The sequence below is a fragment of the Variovorax paradoxus genome, assembly GCF_030815855.1.
GTDB lineage: Bacteria > Pseudomonadota > Gammaproteobacteria > Burkholderiales > Burkholderiaceae_C > Variovorax > Variovorax paradoxus_M.
The window spans coordinates 413,721-430,739 of record NZ_JAUSXG010000001.1 but is presented as its reverse complement, the minus strand read 5'-3'; the positions used below and the strand labels follow the sequence as shown (position 1 = coordinate 430,739).

Here is a 17,019-nt window from a genome sequence, read left to right as displayed (position 1 = left end):
TGCTCGGCACCCGAAGGAGCCCGACATGACCATTGCATTGCAGAACACCATCGCAGCCTCGCTGGGTGTGCAGCAGCTCGCCAGCGCATTCAGCCCGGCCTTTTCCCACCTGCGCATTCTTCGCAACCTGATCATTCCCATGCCCGAGGGAAGCGTGGTTCGCACCGCGAAGATCGACGCGGTGCTGGTGTGCGAAACCGGCGTCTACCTGTTCGAGATCAAGGCCTGGCGCAATGCCTTTGTCTACCGCAAGAAATCGGATGAAGCGCCGCCGCGATGGTTTCTGCGCCTTCAGGGCTGCACCCGCGCGCGGGAAGTGAAAGACCCCGCATGGCAGGGCGGCCGCAAGACCACGCAGCTGCGAAGCCTCTTGAGCGACGACCTGCGGCTGCAGTACTTCGTGCTGCTGCCCTGCGAAGGCGTCGAGCTCGAAGGCGTGATGCCGGCCGCCGTGATCACGCAGCAAGACCTGCCCTACATCGCGCGCCTCGTGCGCAACAACGGCCGTACCGCGCGCACCTACCCCCTGCTGGACGCGGGCGCCATCGACCGCACCGCGCAGCGGCTGCTCGACATCCAGGGCAGCCTCTCGATCGAAGACCACATGCAGAACTGCCGCGAGAGAAGCGAGCAGATTTCCATGCGCTGGAGCGCGGGCCACTCCCCCACCGCGATCCTCCCGGGCGGCATCGGGCTGCAGTAGCGCCGCGCAGCGCGGCCACGCCCCTGCGAGCCGGAGGGCGTCCCAGATTTCTCCGACTTTGGCGAAGACCATGCGGCGATGAATCCATTCAAGTCCGTCGCGGCCCCCGCTGCGCTGTTCACCGCACTGTTCACCTCGATGGCATGCGCCCCGGCCTGGGCCGCCGATCCGTTCACCGTCAAGGACATCCGGCTCGAAGGCTTGCAGCGCGTCGAGCCCGGAACGATTTTTTCAACCCTCGGCATCCGGGCCGGCGACACCTACAGCGACGACCGCGGCAGCGCGGCCATCCGCTCGCTGTTCGAACTCGGCCTTTTCAAGGACGTGCGCATCGACGTGAACGGCAACGTGCTGGTGGTGATCGTCGAAGAACGCCCCTCCATTGCCGACGTGGACTTCGTCGGTACCAAGGAGTTCGAGAAGGCCGCACTCCAGAAGGCGCTGCGCGAGGTCGGCCTGGCCGAAGGGCGGCCCTACGACAAGGCGCTGGCCGACCGCGCGGAGCAGGAGCTCAAGCGGCAGTACATCAGCCGCAGCCTCTACAGCGCGCAGGTCATCACCACCGTGACGCCGCTCGAGGGCAACCGCGTCAACCTGACTTTCACGGTGACGGAGGGCGAGGCCGCGCGCATCAAGGAAGTGCACGTGGTCGGCAACCAGGCCTTCAGCGAAAGCACTCTGCTCGACCTGTTCGACCAGGACAACGGCGGCTGGTTGAGCTGGTACACCAAGTCGAACCAGTATTCGCGCAGCAAGCTCAACGGCGACCTGGAAACGCTGCGCGCCTACTACATCACGCGCGGCTATCTCGAGTTTCGCATCGACTCCACGCAGGTCGCCATTTCACCGGACCGCGAAGTGCTCACGCTCACGGTCAACATCACCGAAGGCCAGAAGTTCGCGGTCGCCGGCGTCAAGCTCGAAGGCAACTACCTGGGCCGCCAAGACGAGTTCAAGTCGCTGGTGACGATTCGCCCGGGCCGGCCCTACAACGGCGAAGACGTGGCCGCGACCACCAAGGCCTTCACCGACTACTTCGGCACCTTCGGCTATGCCTTCGCGCGCGTGAAGGCGGAACCGGAGATCGACCGCGACAGCAACCGCGTCGTGATGGTGCTTCGCGCCGAGCCTTCGCGGCGCGCCTATGTACGGCGCCTGAACATCGGGGGCAATGCGAGAACGCGCGATGAAGTCATCCGGCGCGAGTTCCGGCAGTACGAAGGCGCCTGGTATGACGGCAACAAGATCAAGCTCTCGCGCGACCGCGTGGACCGCCTCGGCTTTTTTACCGAAGTGAATGTCGAAACCACCGAGGTGCCGGGCTCGCCCGACCTGGTTGATCTGGACGTGAACGTGACCGAGAAACCGACCGGTTCGCTGCAGCTGGGCGCGGGCTATTCGTCGACCGACAAGGTGTCGCTGAGCTTCGGCATCACGCAGGAGAACGTGTTCGGCTCGGGCAACTACCTGGGCCTGCAGGTCAACACGAGCTCGTACAACCGCACCATTTCCCTGACCGCCACCGACCCCTACTTCACGGCGAGCGGTATCTCGCGCACCTTCAATGTGTTTCACAACACCACCCGCCCTTACTACCAAGCGGACGGCAACTACAAGCTCGCGAGCGATGGCGGCTCGGTGCGCTTCGGGCTGCCGCTCGGGGAACTGGACACGGTGTACCTCGGCATCGGCGTGGAGCGCTACAGCTTCACGCCGGGCTCCAACGGCTCTTACACGCTGGTCGACGGCTCCTACGTCTACACCGGCACACCGCAGGCCTACCTCGACTACTTTCAATGCACAGGCACCGCGCCGAGCGTGGTGTGCGCGTCGAAGAACATGGTGGGCATTCCGGCGACCATCGGCTGGGCGCGCGACGACCGCGACAGTGCACTGGTTCCGTCGAAGGGCCGCCTGCAAAGCGCCAACCTCGAGGTGGGCGTGGGCAGCGAGTTGCGCTACCTCAAGAGCACCTACCAGTACCAGCAGTATTTCCCGCTCTCGAAGCAGTACACGCTCGCCATCAACGGCCAGCTCGGCTATGCCAAGGCGCTGGGCGGCACCGCCTATCCCATCTTCAAGAACTTCTATGCGGGCGGGCTCGGCTCGATCCGCGGCTTCGAGCAGAACTCGCTGGGCCCGACCGATGCGGTCACGGGTGGCGCGCTCGGCGGCACGCGCAAGGCCATCTTCAACATGGAGTTCAGCACGCCCTTTCCAGGCGCGGGCAACGACAAGTCGCTGCGGCTCTATACCTTCCTGGATGCCGGCAACGTGTTCGCGGAACGCACGGCGAGCATGACCGACGCGCAGTGGAAGGCCCAGAATCGCCTTCGTGCCTCGGCCGGCCTGGGCATCAGCTGGATATCTCCGCTCGGCCCGCTGCGCCTCGCCTATGCGGTGCCGCTCAAGTACCAGAAGCTCGACGAAGCCAATGGCATTGCCGCGGACCGGACCCAGCGCTTTCAATTCCAGATCGGCACCTCCTTCTGAAGCGGAGCGCCACTTCATGAGCCGAATCCTGCTGGTGGAAAAAGGCCGCGACATGGCGGCGATGCTGCTCGAAGGCCTGCATCGCGCCGGCCATCAGGTCGAACACATCGACGACGGTGCCGCGGCGGTAGACCGCATCCTCACCTCGCCGCCCGCGCTCACGCTGCTCGACACCGCACTGCCGCGGCTGGACGGACTGCGGGTGCTCGAAAAGGTGCGATCGCACAGCGACCATCCGATCATCGTGCTCACAGCCCTCACGCGCGAAGCCGACCGGCTGCGCGGCCTCGACCTGGGCGCCGACGACTATGTCTGCAAGCCCTTTTCGCCGCGGGAAGTGGTGGCGCGCGTGAACACGGTCCTGCGCCGGCATGCGCAGCGCCAGCGCCAGCGCATTGCGATGCCGTCGCCTTCGGTGGCGTTCGGGGACACGTCCGGCGGCGTGAAGATCGAGGGCCGGCCGCTGGCGCTCACCGGCCGCGAACGGCGCCTGTTGCGGGCGCTCTCCCGCGAGCCCGGTCGCGTGTTCACGCGTTCGGAGCTGCTCGAGGCCGCGTTCCCGGAGGCGCTCGACGTGAACGAACGCGCGGTCGACGGACACATCAAGAATCTACGGAAGAAGCTCGCCGCCGTGCCGCCCTCGCACGACTGGATCCGCTCGATCTACGGCGTCGGCTTTGCCTTCGAGGAGCGGCCGGCCTGAGAGGCGGCGCACTTCGGGCGTGGCGGCCGGGCGGTGCGGCTGTCGGTGGCCATGATCGGTGCGAGGGTGGAATGACCGGAATTTCCGGCGCCCTCGTCGACCGCCGCGCATCCGCCGCTCGCCGCCAGCAATGCGCCGGCCATCAGGCCGAAGAAGAGCAGAAAGCCCATGAGCCGTTGCGCCAACAGCATGAGCATGTCGTTTTCCGGTGCTTCGGCGGGAGCGTGCCAGACGGCGCTCATATGCGCCGGGGCACGGTGGCCCGAGGCTTCTCATCATGTTTCATGGTTTCTCCTTCTTGTCCCGGCGTCGCTTCAAGGCATGCATCGTGCGTTTCGATTCGGGAGAAATGTGGGAGAGGCGCTTCTCCCAATTTCCTCCTCGATTCGCGGCCACGATCAACGGCTTGCCTATGCCACCCCTTGCTTCCGAACGCATGCCGGAGAATGCGCCATGCACCCCATGAGCCCATGCCGCGCTTGACACTCTCCAGAAAGATCTTCCTGGCGCTGGCTGCGTTGCTGATCGTGCTGCTGCTCAGCTTTGCAGGTCTTTCCATCGTCGCGCTGCAGCGCGGCCTGGGCTCCTACGTCGCCGAGATCGAGATACGGCGGATGGATTGGCTCGCGCAGCTGCTGCTGAAGCACTACGCGGCCAACGGCGACTGGAAGAAGCTGCGCGACAACGACGATGCCTGGCATCGCCTGCAGATGGGCCGGCTCGCCGCCGTGCTCGACGGTGCCAACAACGCCGAGGAAAGAAAGCTCCCGCCCTGGTACGAAAACCGCGAACCGGGTGGGAACGGGCCCGAGAACGGATCTCGCCCGCCGCCTTCGCTACCCTCGGCCCAGCTCGACCTGCTGCCCAGGCGATTCGGACCGCCACCGCCGCCGTGGTTCTTTCCCGACTCGCGCGAAGCCGCCGACTCGATCTACCAGCGCCTGGGAGTGATCGACGCGCAAGGTGCGCATGTGGTGGGCGCGCAGGTCGACGACGAAGACGCCGCCCGCCTGCCGCTGCGGCACGGAAGATCGGTGGTCGGCTACCTCGTGCTCGCACCGGTGCAGGGCCTCGAGAGCGAGGCCGATCGCGCCTTTCTCGCGCGCCAGTCCGGCGTGATCGCCCTCACCGGACTGTGCGGGCTGGTGTTCGCCTTGCTGCTGTCGTGGCTGCTCGCGCGCCGCTGGTTCCGGCCCATCGACGAGCTCACGCAGGCGGCAGAAGACGTGGCGCGCGGTCGGCTCTCCACGCGCGTGGCCGTGCAGGGCTCGGACGAGCTCGCGCTGCTCGGCAAGACCTTCAACGACATGGCGCAACGCCTCGACACCGTGGAGGCTTCGCGCCGCGCCTGGCTGGCCGATGCGGCGCACGAACTGCGCACGCCGCTGGCCGCGATGCGCGCGGAGATCGAGGCGCTGCAGGACGGCGTGCGCACCTTCGACGAGCGCACTGCGCTGCGGCTTCATCGGCAGGTGATCCGGCTCGGCCAGCTGGTGGACGACCTGCGCAGCAGCATGCGCGAGCCGCAGAGCGACCTGCTCTCCACAACCCTGTTCCCGCTCTCGCTGCTCAAGGAAGCGCTCGACCACACGCGCGACCGGTTCGCCACGCGCGGAATCACCGTCGACCGCAGCGCGATCGACCTGGTTTCGGCGGGAGCCCAGCCGATGATCGACGGCGACGCGCACCGGCTGCACCAGGTCTTCATGAATCTGCTGGAGAACACGCTCGCCTACACCGACCCCGGTGGCCAGTTGCGCATCGGCGTCATCATCGATGGCGCCTGGTCGGGCAATTCCCTCACGCTGCATTTCGACGACAGCGCGCCGGGCGTTCCCGAAACGGAGATGCCGCGCTTGTTCGACCGCCTGTTCCGCGGAGAATCGTCGCGCAGCCGCGAACTCGGCGGCTCCGGGCTCGGCCTGTCGATCTGCCGCGCAACGATCGAGGCCCACGGCGGCAGCATCGACGCCGAGGCTTCCGAACTGGGGGGGCTGCGCCTGACCATCAAGCTGCCGCTGTCGAAAGGGATGTCGCCATGACCCGCATCGTCATCGTCGAGGACGAGCTCGACATCGCATCGGTCGTTCAGGACTACCTTCGCCATGCGGGCTACGAGACCCTGCACTTCGCCGATGGGCACAGCGCGCTCGAGCACATCGTTGCGTCGCCGCCCGGCCTGACGCTGCTTGACATCATGCTGCCGCGGCTCGACGGCATCGAGGTGCTGCGCCGCGCGCGTGAGCGCACCAGCCATCCGATCATCATGCTTACCGCGCGCATCGAAGAGGTCGACCGCCTGCTGGGCCTGGAGCTTGGCGCCGACGACTACGTGTGCAAGCCCTTCTCGCCGCGCGAGCTGGTCGCGCGCGTGCGCGCCGTGCTACGGCGCACCGCACCGCCCGACGAGCGCAACCAGGCCCGCCAAGGCGCGCCCGGCCTGGTGCTCGACGACGTGCACTGGCGCGCCTCGCTCGAAGGAACGCCGCTCAATCTCACGCGGCGCGAGTTCGGGCTGCTTCAGGTGCTGTCGCGGCATCCGGGCCGCATCTTCTCGCGCGCGCGCCTGCTCGAACTGGCCTACGACGACACCATGGACGTGACGGAGCGCGCCATCGACAGCCATGTGAAGAACCTGCGCCGCAAGCTTGGCGCCGCGACGCCGTCGCACGACTGGATCCGCTCGGTCTATGGCGTCGGGTTTGCGTGGGAGGCGCCGGCGCAGGGCTGAGCCGACGGCCCGGCGCCACGCAGTTTCCCGAGCTCGCGATTAGGCGCCGCAGCCCAGCTTCTTTGCTTGTATGGGCCATCCCCGAGAACTAGACTGAACTGCGAAGGCACCCGCAGTGCCGGGGGCCAAGGAGTCGGTCATGTACAAGCGCATCCTCGTTGCCACCGATGGCTCTTCGCTCTCCGAAAAAGCGGTTGCCACCGCCATCGACCTGGCCCTCCTGACGCGCGCCGAGCTGGTCAGCGTCACTGTCGCGCATCTCCTTTCGCACGGCTACTTCGAGGGCTCGATGGTGCTGAATCAGCGCGAGATCGAACTCTCGCAAGAGCAGGCAGACACGGCGGCCCAGCGCCTGGTCGATGCGGTCAGGACCACCGCGGCGGCCAAGGGCGTACGCAGCGCGCAGGCCATCGTGATGAAGTCGAACCAGGTGGCCGAGGCCATCATCGCCACGGCCAAGAACCAGCAATGCGATCTGATCGTGATGGCCTCGCACGGCCGGCGCAGTTTGGCGCGCCTGCTGATGGGTAGTGAAACGCTGCATGTGCTGACTCACTCGCACATTCCGGTGCTGGTGCTGCGCTAAGGATTGCGGGGCGCAAGTCCCCTCTCCCCTTGAGCCGTTGGCCGGAACGGCGGGAAGGCGCTGGCGATTTCCTCGCAAGAAAGCACAAGTTCACAGTTCGTGTTGATCCTTTCCTGTTCGTTGTCTGCACCGCTGATACTCTTGCCGCTCCAAGGCCATCCTGGCCTGTCAAGGGAGTAGGTTCATGAGTTTTCTGTGGTTCCTCGTTGTGGGTCTTGTGGCTGGCTGGTTGGCCGGCATTCTTGTCAAGGGTGGCGGCTTCGGCCTCATCGGCGATCTCATCGTCGGCGTGATCGGCGCCTTCCTCGGCGGCTTCCTGTTCCGCACGGTCGGCGTGTCCATGGGCGGTGGCCTGGTGGGCAGCCTTGTGGTCGCCACCGTGGGCGCCGTGGTGCTGCTGTTCATCGTTCGCCTGGTCAAGCGCGCGTAGCGGTTCGATACGTTGAAGGCGCGAAGTGCGGCGCGAATCCAGGCCACACTTCGTGCACCGCTCTCTCGGGCGCACACTGCACGCGCCATCTCAAGGGAGTCAGAATGAAATCGATGTTGCCCCGCCTCGCCGGCTGGACCCTGCTTCTCCTGTCGAGCCTGGTCGCCATCGGGCTTGCGGCGGTCCTGAGCTTCGACTGGAACCGCGCAAGGCCATGGATCAATGAGCGTGTCAGCGAAGCGACGGGACGCCCGTTCGCCATTCGGGGCGATCTGGTCCTTCAATGGAACAACCCCGAGACCGAAACAGGCTGGCGCCGCTGGGTGCCCTGGCCGAGACTGAGTGCGCAGGACATCACCCTGGGCAATGCCGATTGGAGCAAGACCGGCCCGCACCTGGCAGAAATCAAGCAGCTGACTTTCTCGCTGAACCCGTTGTCCCTGCTGAATCACACGATCGAGATTCCGACACTGGAACTCGTCGGCCCCGTGCTGTCGCTCGAGCGCACCGCGGACGGCAAGAACAACTGGACGCTGGCTTCCGACAACACGGCACCATCGGCCTGGAAACTCGATCTGCAGCGGCTGGTGCTGAACCACGGCACGGTGAAGCTCGCCGACGCCGCGGCAAAGGTCAACCTCAAGGTCGACATCGAAAGCCTGCCGAAGGAAAGCGCCGAGGGCTACGGCATCGGCTGGAAGCTCGGCGGCACGTTCCGCCAGACGCCGCTGCACGGAAGCGGCCGGGCCGGCGCGGTGCTTTCGCTGCAGCAGGACAAGAAGCCCTACCCGTTGCAGGCGGGCGTGCAGATCGGCGCCACGCACATCGACGTGGCGGGCACCCTGACCAAGCCCGATGCGCTGGCTGCGCTGGACCTGCGGCTCAAGCTGTCGGGCGCGAGCATGGCGCACCTGTACCCGATCACGGGCATCACGCTGCCCAAGACGCCTCCGTTCAGCACCGAAGGCCATCTGGTCGGCAAGCTCGACAAGGCCGGGGGCCGCTGGCTGTACGAAGACTTCAAGGGCAGCGTGGGCGCGAGCGACATCGGCGGCACGCTCGAATACATCTCGCAGCAGCCGCGGCCGCTGCTGCGCGGGCAGGTGCAATCCAACCAGTTGCGCCTCGAAGACCTGGCGCCGTTGATCGGCGCGGACTCCAATGCCAACAAGGCCAAGCGGGAGGCCGCGGCCGTCCAGCCGGCGAACAAGGTGCTGCCGGTGGAGAAGTTCGACACCGCGAGTTGGGGCAGCATCGACGCCGACGTGAAGTTTGCCGGCCGCAAGATCATCCATGCGAAAGACCTGCCGATCGACAGCCTGGTTGCGGATCTGCACCTCAAGGACAGCGTGCTGTCGCTCACGCCGTTGAGCTTCGGCGTGGCCGGCGGCAACCTGGCCGCGACGGTGAAGCTCGACGGCAGGCAGAACCCGATCCGCGCGAACCTGCAGCTTTCGGCACGGCGGCTGAAGATCAAGGAGCTTTTTCCGACGCTGAACACGATGCAGGCCAGCCTCGGCGAAGTCGGCGGCGACGCGGCGTTGTCCGCAACGGGCAACTCCGTTGCGGGCCTGCTGGGAACCTCGAATGGCGAGGTGAAGGCCCTGGTGAGCAAGGGCACCATGAGCAAGTTCCTGCTCGAGGCCATGGGGCTCAACATCGGCAACGTCGTGGTGACCCAGCTCTTCGGCGACAAGCAGGTTCAGCTGAACTGCCTTGCAAGCGACTTCAAGGTCACCCAGGGCGTGATGCAGACGCGCTCGTTCGTTCTGGACACCGATGAATCGGTCATCAACGTCACCGGGCAAATTGATTTGTCCAGCGAGCAATTGGCGCTGGAGATTCAACCGCGCAACAAGGCGCTGCGCGTGCTTTCGCTGCGCTCGCCGCTCTACGTGAAGGGCACCTTCAAGAACCCCGACGTGGGTGTCGACAAGGGCGCCGTCGCACTCAAGCTGGGTGCCGCGGTTGCGCTCGGCGCGATAGCGCCCGTCGCTGCGCTGCTGCCGCTGCTCAACGTGGGCTCGCAGGAGTTTGCCGGGTGTGCGCCACTGGAGGCTGCTGCGAGCACGAAAGCGCGGGCGCCTGCGGTTCAATCCAAGGCGCGCTGACAACGCAGCACAATGCGTTGCCGGCAGCGTTGCCGAGGCAACGCCGTGCGCTATTTCGCCGGATTGCCGCGTGCCGCATGCGCCGCCCGGCATGCCTGCGTGGCGCGCTGCGACGCGAGCGCGAAGCAGCGCGCCTCGGCTTCGCGGGCCAACGCCTCGAGCGAGCGGCGCTCCTGGGCCGCGTCGACCTGGAATTCGACGAGCCATTTCATGGCCATGGCCAAGACGATCAGGAGCCCGATCAAAGCAGCCATTAGGGTCCCTCGCCAGTTCCGGATGCGAAGGACCGAAGTGTCGGACTTGTTCATTGTGTTGTGAAGGCTGCGGCGATCAGCGCGGAAGCTCCGGTCCGGCACGGCCCCGCACCAGCCGGGAGGATCAGCAGTTGCCCTTCTTGGCTTGTCCCGGAGGGCAGAAGTCTCCCTTTTGTCCACGTCCTTGCCCCGGTCCGGGATCGGCGTGGTACACGCAGGCGCTCATGAGCAAAGACATCGCGAATGCGAACATCATGGTGGCGGCGGTTTTTTTCATACAGACTCCTTGAGGAAAATTGTCGGGCGCCGATTTCAGATGGCGCCGTGGCCGTCAGCAAGCCACGAAGGCAAATGGCGCGCTAACATTCCCATAAGAATGCGTCACGCCCGGGGCGGGTTTACGTGAAAACCGTAACTGGAATGCAACTCTGCCCAGTACTTCACACCCTGTGCCGAAGTTCTCGCGCGGATGTGCGTGCCAACCGGGAATCCGGCGTGCGCATTCAGTCAAACTCGGGTGCTACACCCATCGTTTCCACAACTGTTCTATTGAAAGGAACTCCTGTTTTGAACAAGACCGACCTCATCGCCGCAATCGCAGAAGACACCAACCTCAGCAAGGCCGACGCGGGCCGCGCTTTCGACTCGGCGCTCGAGCATCTGTCGGGCGCCCTGGTGCGTGGAGAGACAGTTCAGCTGATCGGCTTTGGCACCTTCACCGTTGCGAGCCGTGCCGAGCGCCAGGGGCGCAATCCGTCCACCGGCGAAGCAATCACGATCAAGGCCAGCAAGAGCCCCAAGTTCGCCGCCGGAAAGGCGCTGAAAGACGCCATCAACAAGGCGGGCTGATTCCGGCCATCAGCGCCTGATGCAATCGGCGAGCCGCTGATTCGAACCCGCTTCGAATCAGCGCGCCGTCTGCATCATTCACTGCTTCTCCTCACGTCATTTGCCGCTCATCCGCCGTCTTCCGGCAGGAACTTGAAGTACGCGCGCGCATGCTGCGTCTCGGGCAAGACGTAGACCACTCCAGGTGCATTGCCGAACACCGGCTTCACGTGCGTGTCGTAGAACGCCGCGGGCACATTGATGCAGCCGTAGGAAATGCGGTGATCTTCCGCATTGGCCGACGCAAGCCGCTCCAGCCGCCGATCGGCCTTGTTGCCGGTGCGAACGCGATGCATGGACACGGCGGCACCGTAATCGACCCAGACCACGTCTTCGCCTTGCAGGTTGATACCGGGCTCCGAAACGAAGCGTCCGGCGGGCGTGGTGCGCTCCTCAGGGCGTATGTCGGACATCTTTCGCTCGCCAATACCCGGCACTGACTCGTCTCCTCGCGCGAGCCCCAGCAACACGGGCGAAGCGCCTTGCAAGGTTCCGTCGGCACCGAAGATGAACACGCGCGCGTTCTTCTTGTCGACGATTGCGAAAGGAAGGCCCTGGCTGTCGTTCGTGCCGGCAGCCGATTGCGCCAGTTGCCGCACTTCGGCGGATGCGCCGCTGCTTTCGACAAGCTCGGCGGCACCTGCTGCGGGCTGGACGAGCATCGCCGCGCAAGCCAGGGCGATGGACAAGAGCAGAGGGGTTTTCATGAATCAAAAAGCACTTTGCGAAGCTCCAATGCAAAACGCGGCCGCCGACCCCAAGGTGGCGACCGCGTTCGAGCGCCGAAGGCGCGGGTGATCAGCCCCGGTCGGCGCGGGCGCGGCGCACCGGTGCGGGGGCCGGCTCGGGTGCGGGCATTGGAGCCGCCACAGGTGCCGGTGCCGGTACCGGCGCTGCCACCATACGCACTGGCTCGGGGGCCGGCGCCGGGGCAACGACGCGCACCGGCGCGGGCGCCGCGGGCATGACGGTTTGCAGCGTGGTGCCGGTTTCGCCCATGGGGCCGCCGGTCTGGTTTTGCTGGCCGGCCGGCATGTACACATTGCCGGAAATGGCGGGCATGTCGGTCTTTGCCAATTGCGCAGTGCCCTGCGCCATGGCCGGCGCGATGGCAAAGGCCATGGCCGTGGTCACGAGCAGGCCAGCCATCGAGTGTTGAATCTTCATTTGTAAATCTCCCTAGAGTCTTGATTCCGACTGCAACCCGGGAGCGGATGCCCAGCGCGAGCGCAGTCTGCAATCAAGAACGCGGGGAGCCGCGCGAGGACGACAACGCGCATCCGACGAACCGCGCAAGTCGTGAAATTTGCCGCGCTTCTCGCCGCGGCATCGGTCAACACAGACCGGCGCGGCATGACTCCTTCGGCCGCAGCGCCCAGGGCGCTACGCGCGCCAGCCTCCCCCAAGCGCCTTGTAGAGGTTGACCCTGTTCACGGCCTCCTTGAGCTGCAGTTCGATCAGCTGCTGTTGCTCGGCATAGAGTTCGCGCTGCGCATCCTGGCTGGAGAAATAATCTTCCAGGCCGCTGCGAAAACGCGTGCGCGAAATGCTGGCCACTTTTTCGAGCGCCTGCACGCGAGACTGCTGTGCCTCGAGTTGCGGGCGCAGGTGGTCGTCGGCGATCAGCGCATTGGCCGTCTCGCGAAAAGCCACTTGCGCCGCGTACTCGTAGGAAGCCATGGCCGCCGCCAGCCGCTCTTCGTTGCCGGTGATGTTGGCCGACCGCCGGCCCCAATCGAATATCGGCAGCGACACGCCGAGCACGCCGGCCCAGCTTCTGTTGCCGCTGCTCAGCAACGTCGACAAGTCGCCGCTGATGCCGCCCGCCAGGGCGGTCAGCGAAATGGTCGGCAGCATGGCGGCCTTGGCCGCGCCCACGCCCGCGTTGGCGGCCTCGACGCGTGAATAGGCGGCCAGAAGATCGGGGCGGCGCTGCAGCAGGCTGGACGGCAAGCCCGCCGCGACCGGCGCCGTGGAACGCTCGGGCCAGGGCCGGGCGCTGCCCGTGTCGGGCGACACCGGTTGGCCCACGAGCACGTTCAGCCATTGAAGATCCTGGCCCACGCGCATGCGGAATTCTTCCTGCCGCACCCGCGCGTTCTGCAGCAGCGACTGCGCGCGATAGACGTCGAGCTGCGCCGCGCCGCCCGCCGCCTTGGCACGGCCGATCATGTCGGCATTGGAAGCCAGGCCAGACTCGTTGGCGGTCGCCAGGGCGAGCAATGCGCGGTCGGCCCTCAGCGTGAGGTAGGCATTCGACACTTCGCCGACCAGGTTCATGCGCGCCGCCGCGAAATCCTTGTCGCCTGCTTCCGCCAAGGCCCCGCTTTGCTGGACCGTGCTCTGCTGACGGCCGAAGAAGTCGAGCTCGTACGAGGTCACGCCGGCCTGGATATCGAAGCTGTTGGAAACGCGTCCGTCCGACGGCACATTGCCGACCGGGCTGAGCGAGCCCTGCGGCGTGGTCTGCGCCCGCTGCGCATGGCCCGACACGCCGATCTGCGGGAACAGCGAGGCGCGGCTTCCGGCATACACGGCCCGCGCTTCGCGTGCCCGCGCGGCATAGGCGCGCAAGTCGCGGTTCTGCGCCAGCGCTGTGGCGATCAGCCCGCGCAGCTCTTCGTCCTGAACGAAGCTGCGCCAGTCCACGGGTTCCGCTGTCGGCACTGTGGTGCCGGCCGGCCATTGCGAAGGCACCGCCAAATCGGGCTGCCTCATCGGCGGCGTGAGGTTGCAGCCGCTCACCACGAGCACCACGCACACCGCCAGCACCAGAAAGGTGAGCCGCAGAAACAGGCGCACGAACCCCGCTCCGGGCGATCCGAACCCTGCGCTCGCGAGCAAGGCCGAAGCGGCGCGCCACGGCCGCACCTGAACCGCGACATGGCTTGGAGGCACGTTGAACACATGGCTCACCAGATGTTCACGCTGGGCCTCGGTGCTCGCAAAGCGCAGCTCGGCGCCGGCGGAACTTCTGCCGGCAAGGCGCGCCTGCAGCCATCCCACGGGCTCCACATAGACCTCGAGCGGCTGCCCCACGCGCAAACGCTTCAGCGGAGCGCCGCCTTCCAGCAGTGCGCCGTCGGTCGCGATGTTGACGAAGCGCGAGTCGCTCTCGCCGGCCGCGGTTCGCACCCGGGTGCGCGCGCGCCAGGGAAAGCGCTCCTCCTGCTCCGGCCGCGGCAAGTCGATGCAGGCCATGAGCGCGGCCAGGCAGAGAACGAGCGCAATGCCGGTCCACACCAGGTTGAGCTGGTCGCCGGGCGTGAGCGCTTCACCGCTCAGGGCGACCGATGCACCGCCGAGCTGCAATGCGACGAGCAACCCGCCGAACACGGCCACGAGCTTCCAGTGCACGACCGTCTTCGTGCGGTCGAGGCCCTTGTTCGTCACCTTGAAAGGCCGGCCGAAGGGCCGCAGCATGGCGCTCGCCAGCGTGCCGGTCACGGCCATGGCGGCCACGAGCTGGCTCACCTCGCTGAACACGGGCAGGCAACGCCGCTGGCTGATCCAGTAGCTGTAGGCCCAGAACATCATGAGCGGCGGCAGTCCGAAGGACGCGAAGGCCTGCGGCGAGGCGTGGAACACCGAAACGCCCGCATACCAGTACAGCGCGGGCGCCAGCATGATCAGCGCCATGAAGGGCTTGCCGAGCCAATGCAGCAGGCCGTGCAGGAAGTGCATCCGTGCCGAGAAGCTGTAGCCCTTGCCGCGCAGCGGACCGTCGGGCAGCAGCGCGAGCTGCACCGTGCCGAGGCACCAGCGGCTGCGCTGGTTGATGTAGTCGATGATGCTCTCGGCCGACAAACCGTTCGACAGCCGCTCGCCGAGCCAGCGCGTGATATGGCCGCGCCGCAGCAGCAGATAGGTGGTGTGGATGTCTTCGCACACGCTGCCGACCGGGAAACCGCCGGCGGCGGTGATCAGGTCGCGCCGCACGATGAAGGAAGTGCCCACGCAAAAGGCCGAGTCCGCGGCGTCCTTCGCGGGCTGCAGCACGTCGAAGAACACCCGCTGCTCGTCGACCCAGCTGTCGGTGGCGCGCAGGTTGTGCTGGATGGGGTCGGCGTTGTAATAGAACTGCGGCGTTTGCACCAGCCCGACCTTGCGGTCCGCGAACAGGCCCAGCATGCGATAGACGATTTGCCGCTGCGGCGCAAAGTCGGCATCGAGCACCAGGATGTAGGGCGCGTTGGTCACACCCGCCGACAGCCGCAGGCCGTTGTTGAGATTGCCCGCCTTGGCGTGGCTGTTGTCGGGCCGCCGCGCATAGTGCACGCCCTTGCGCTCGCAGTAGTCGCGCAGCCAGTCGCGCCGCGTGTCGTCGAGCACCCAGACCTTCAGTTGCGGATAGTCGATGGCCTGGGCGGCGATGATGGTCTTTTCCAGCACGGCCAGGTCTTCGTTGTAGGTGCAGATGAAGACATCCACCGCCGGAACCTTCGCGCCGTGGCGGCGCAGTTCGGCCTCGCCAAGGTCGGCCAGCGGCCGGTTGTCGCGGCGGCCGACCAGCATGCGGATCGACATCAGCGTGTAGACGATGGCCGTGAGTTCGAAGGCCAGGAACACCCAGGCAAACAGCGTTTCAAAGCCCAGGTCCGAAGGCGGCATGGTGGCGACCACGCGCCAGACCGCGTACCGCATCAGCAGCAGCGCCGTGAGCGCGCCGAACAGCACGCGATGGCTGGTGCGATCGACCCGCCCCAATGACATGAGGAGAAGCGCGAGCCCCGCAACAAGGGCGTTGAGCTGGAACTCCGGTGTGGCGATCAGGTGGGACATGATGGGATAGCTCCTGCGGCAGTGGTCTTGCCGGTGAAGGGGTTGAAGCCCGTCGCGGCCAGCGCGATCCAGGCGGTGGCACCCAAGTGGGGCCAGCGGTAGTAGTAAAAGTCGGCCCCGGCCGAGTCCGGCCCGATGGCCAGGCCGGTGGAAATGCGGGCGCTAGGGGTTGCGTAGTACAGGCCGTTGTCGGCGCGCTGCGAGGCCAGCAGCTGCCACAGCGCCTCGGGCGCGGCGCCCTTGCGCGCCACCAGGGTGGCGGCGGCTTGCGCGCTGCCTTCGGTCCAGATGCCGTCGGGGTTGCGCGAGAAACCGTAGCCTTCGCCGAAGCGGTGGTTCTTCTCCACCCATTCCAGCCCTCGCGTCCAGGCGCACGACCCTTCAGGCGCCGCCAGCAAGGGCCACAGCTGCGCATCCAGGCCCGAGCCCTCGGTGGAGATGGTGGCGCCATCTTCCTTGGTGCCGATGTTGAAGCGCTGCTCCGAGGCGTTCCACATGCGGTTCACGAAGTCGAGCGCGGTGCGGGCCTGCTGGCGCTCGGCGTCGTTCGATCCGCCCGCGCGCGCCGCCCATGCGGCCGCCATGGCGATGTCGATGTTGTGCTCGGTGGACTTCCAGGTCTGCGCGCGCTGCGCGTTGTCCCAGCCGTACCAGCCGCCGTTGTAGCCGTCGGGTGCGTTCGTGGCCCGCGTGCGCTGCTCGGTCCAGCCGAGCAGCTTGCGTGCGCTCGCCAGGTAAGCCTGCGAACGTTCGGCTTCCGAGAGATTCAGCAGCAGCAAGGCCGCCCATGCCACGTTGCCGGTGGCCGTGCTCACCTGGTAGGCGTCGGCAATCCATTGCTTCTTGCCCGCATCCCAGCGGCCCGGCAGCGCCGCCTTGTCTTCGGTCATCGGCCCCGCGCGGTAGGCGTTGCGCACGCGGCCGTCGGGCATGCCCGGGTCGCGCTCCATCGCGCGCACGACCGCATCGCCGATGCGCTTGGCCGAAGCGGTGTCGCCGCAGGCCAGCAGCGCGATGCCGGCCAGCGCGTTGTCATAGGTAAAGGCGGCGCCGGCCAGCGCCGGTTCCAGCGGCGGCGAGCCTTGCTTGTTGTCCGCAAGCCGGTAGCTGGCCAGAAACAGCGGACCGGAAGCTGCGCCCTTCTGGTCCTCGGCAACCGCGCGGCGCAGCCCTTCACAGCTTTGGCGCGCGAGCTGTTGCTGCGTGGCTCCAGGCTTTTGCGCATGGGCCGCGGGCATCAGCAACATGGACACCATCGATGCGACAGCGCAATGCGCCAAGGTGCGCGGAATGGAGAGAAGAACCTGCATGGGCTTGTTCCAGGTGCGGAGCGGTGCA

At 66.4% G+C, this 17,019-nt stretch carries 16 protein-coding genes; 9 read left to right on the top strand and 7 right to left on the bottom strand.

Annotated elements, in window-relative coordinates:
* Nucleotides 1-25: 25 nt before the first annotated feature.
* From QFZ42_RS02010 to QFZ42_RS02000, 3 genes are all read left to right on the top strand, one after another.
* Entirely contained in the window at nt 26-703 is a 678-nt protein-coding gene (locus tag QFZ42_RS02010; RefSeq protein WP_307699344.1) for a nuclease-related domain-containing protein, read from the top strand.
* 78 nt (nt 704-781) lie between these two features.
* Entirely contained in the window at nt 782-3,196 is a 2,415-nt protein-coding gene (gene bamA, locus QFZ42_RS02005; protein ID WP_307699343.1) for an outer membrane protein assembly factor BamA, read from the top strand.
* A gap of 16 nt (nt 3,197-3,212) precedes the next feature.
* Nucleotides 3,213-3,899, top strand: coding sequence for a response regulator (locus tag QFZ42_RS02000; RefSeq protein WP_307699342.1), 687 nt, complete (start codon nt 3,213-3,215; stop codon nt 3,897-3,899).
* Here the strand turns inward: QFZ42_RS02000 and QFZ42_RS01995 are convergent.
* Complete coding sequence (locus QFZ42_RS01995; RefSeq protein ID WP_307699341.1) at nt 3,860-4,141, bottom strand: hypothetical protein; 282 nt, start codon at nt 4,139-4,141, stop codon at nt 3,860-3,862. The genes QFZ42_RS02000 and QFZ42_RS01995 overlap by 40 nt on opposite strands.
* Nucleotides 4,142-4,369: 228 nt before the next feature.
* Between QFZ42_RS01995 and QFZ42_RS01990 the strand changes: the two genes are divergently transcribed.
* The 5 genes from QFZ42_RS01990 to QFZ42_RS01970 all read left to right on the top strand — a co-directional run bounded on the left by QFZ42_RS01990 (nt 4,370) and on the right by QFZ42_RS01970 (nt 9,757).
* Nucleotides 4,370-5,941 (top strand): ATP-binding protein, encoded by a 1,572-nt coding sequence (locus QFZ42_RS01990; protein ID WP_307699340.1) that lies wholly within the window; start codon nt 4,370-4,372, stop codon nt 5,939-5,941.
* A complete protein-coding gene (locus QFZ42_RS01985; RefSeq protein WP_307699339.1) occupies nt 5,938-6,630 on the top strand; it encodes a response regulator in 693 nt (230 codons plus the stop codon). Before QFZ42_RS01990 ends, QFZ42_RS01985 begins: the two co-directional genes overlap by 4 nt.
* A gap of 139 nt (nt 6,631-6,769) precedes the next feature.
* Nucleotides 6,770-7,216: a universal stress protein gene (locus tag QFZ42_RS01980; protein WP_307699338.1), complete on the top strand. Its 447-nt coding sequence runs from the start codon at nt 6,770-6,772 to the stop codon at nt 7,214-7,216.
* 184 nt (nt 7,217-7,400) lie between these two features.
* Nucleotides 7,401-7,646 (top strand): GlsB/YeaQ/YmgE family stress response membrane protein, encoded by a 246-nt coding sequence (locus tag QFZ42_RS01975; protein WP_307699337.1) that lies wholly within the window; start codon nt 7,401-7,403, stop codon nt 7,644-7,646.
* A 113-nt stretch (nt 7,647-7,759) separates the two neighbouring features.
* Entirely contained in the window at nt 7,760-9,757 is a 1,998-nt protein-coding gene (locus QFZ42_RS01970; RefSeq protein ID WP_307699336.1) for an AsmA family protein, read from the top strand.
* Between the two features lie 50 nt (nt 9,758-9,807).
* Here the strand turns inward: QFZ42_RS01970 and QFZ42_RS01965 are convergent, their stop codons facing one another.
* Complete coding sequence (locus QFZ42_RS01965; RefSeq protein WP_307699335.1) at nt 9,808-10,011, bottom strand: hypothetical protein; 204 nt, start codon at nt 10,009-10,011, stop codon at nt 9,808-9,810.
* Nucleotides 10,012-10,135: 124 nt separating this feature from the next.
* Nucleotides 10,136-10,288 (bottom strand): hypothetical protein, encoded by a 153-nt coding sequence (locus QFZ42_RS01960; RefSeq protein ID WP_307699334.1) that lies wholly within the window; start codon nt 10,286-10,288, stop codon nt 10,136-10,138.
* Between the two features lie 290 nt (nt 10,289-10,578).
* Here QFZ42_RS01960 and QFZ42_RS01955 point away from each other — a divergent pair, with 290 nt between their 5' ends.
* On the top strand, nt 10,579-10,860 hold the full coding sequence (locus tag QFZ42_RS01955; RefSeq protein WP_307699333.1) for an HU family DNA-binding protein: 282 nt from the start codon (nt 10,579-10,581) through the stop codon (nt 10,858-10,860).
* A 107-nt stretch (nt 10,861-10,967) separates the two neighbouring features.
* On the opposite strand, the gene QFZ42_RS01950 is transcribed toward QFZ42_RS01955, so the two are convergent.
* From QFZ42_RS01950 to QFZ42_RS01935, 4 genes are all read right to left on the bottom strand, one after another.
* A complete protein-coding gene (locus QFZ42_RS01950; protein WP_307699332.1) occupies nt 10,968-11,606 on the bottom strand; it encodes a L,D-transpeptidase in 639 nt (212 codons plus the stop codon).
* Nucleotides 11,607-11,697: 91 nt separating this feature from the next.
* Nucleotides 11,698-12,066, bottom strand: coding sequence for a hypothetical protein (locus QFZ42_RS01945; protein WP_307699331.1), 369 nt, complete (start codon nt 12,064-12,066; stop codon nt 11,698-11,700).
* A 216-nt stretch (nt 12,067-12,282) separates the two neighbouring features.
* Nucleotides 12,283-15,681, bottom strand: coding sequence for an efflux transporter outer membrane subunit (locus QFZ42_RS01940; protein WP_307699330.1), 3,399 nt, complete (start codon nt 15,679-15,681; stop codon nt 12,283-12,285).
* Entirely contained in the window at nt 15,669-16,991 is a 1,323-nt protein-coding gene (locus QFZ42_RS01935; protein WP_307699329.1) for a hypothetical protein, read from the bottom strand. The genes QFZ42_RS01940 and QFZ42_RS01935 overlap by 13 nt, the downstream gene beginning before the upstream one ends.
* Nucleotides 16,992-17,019: the final 28 nt, after the last annotated feature.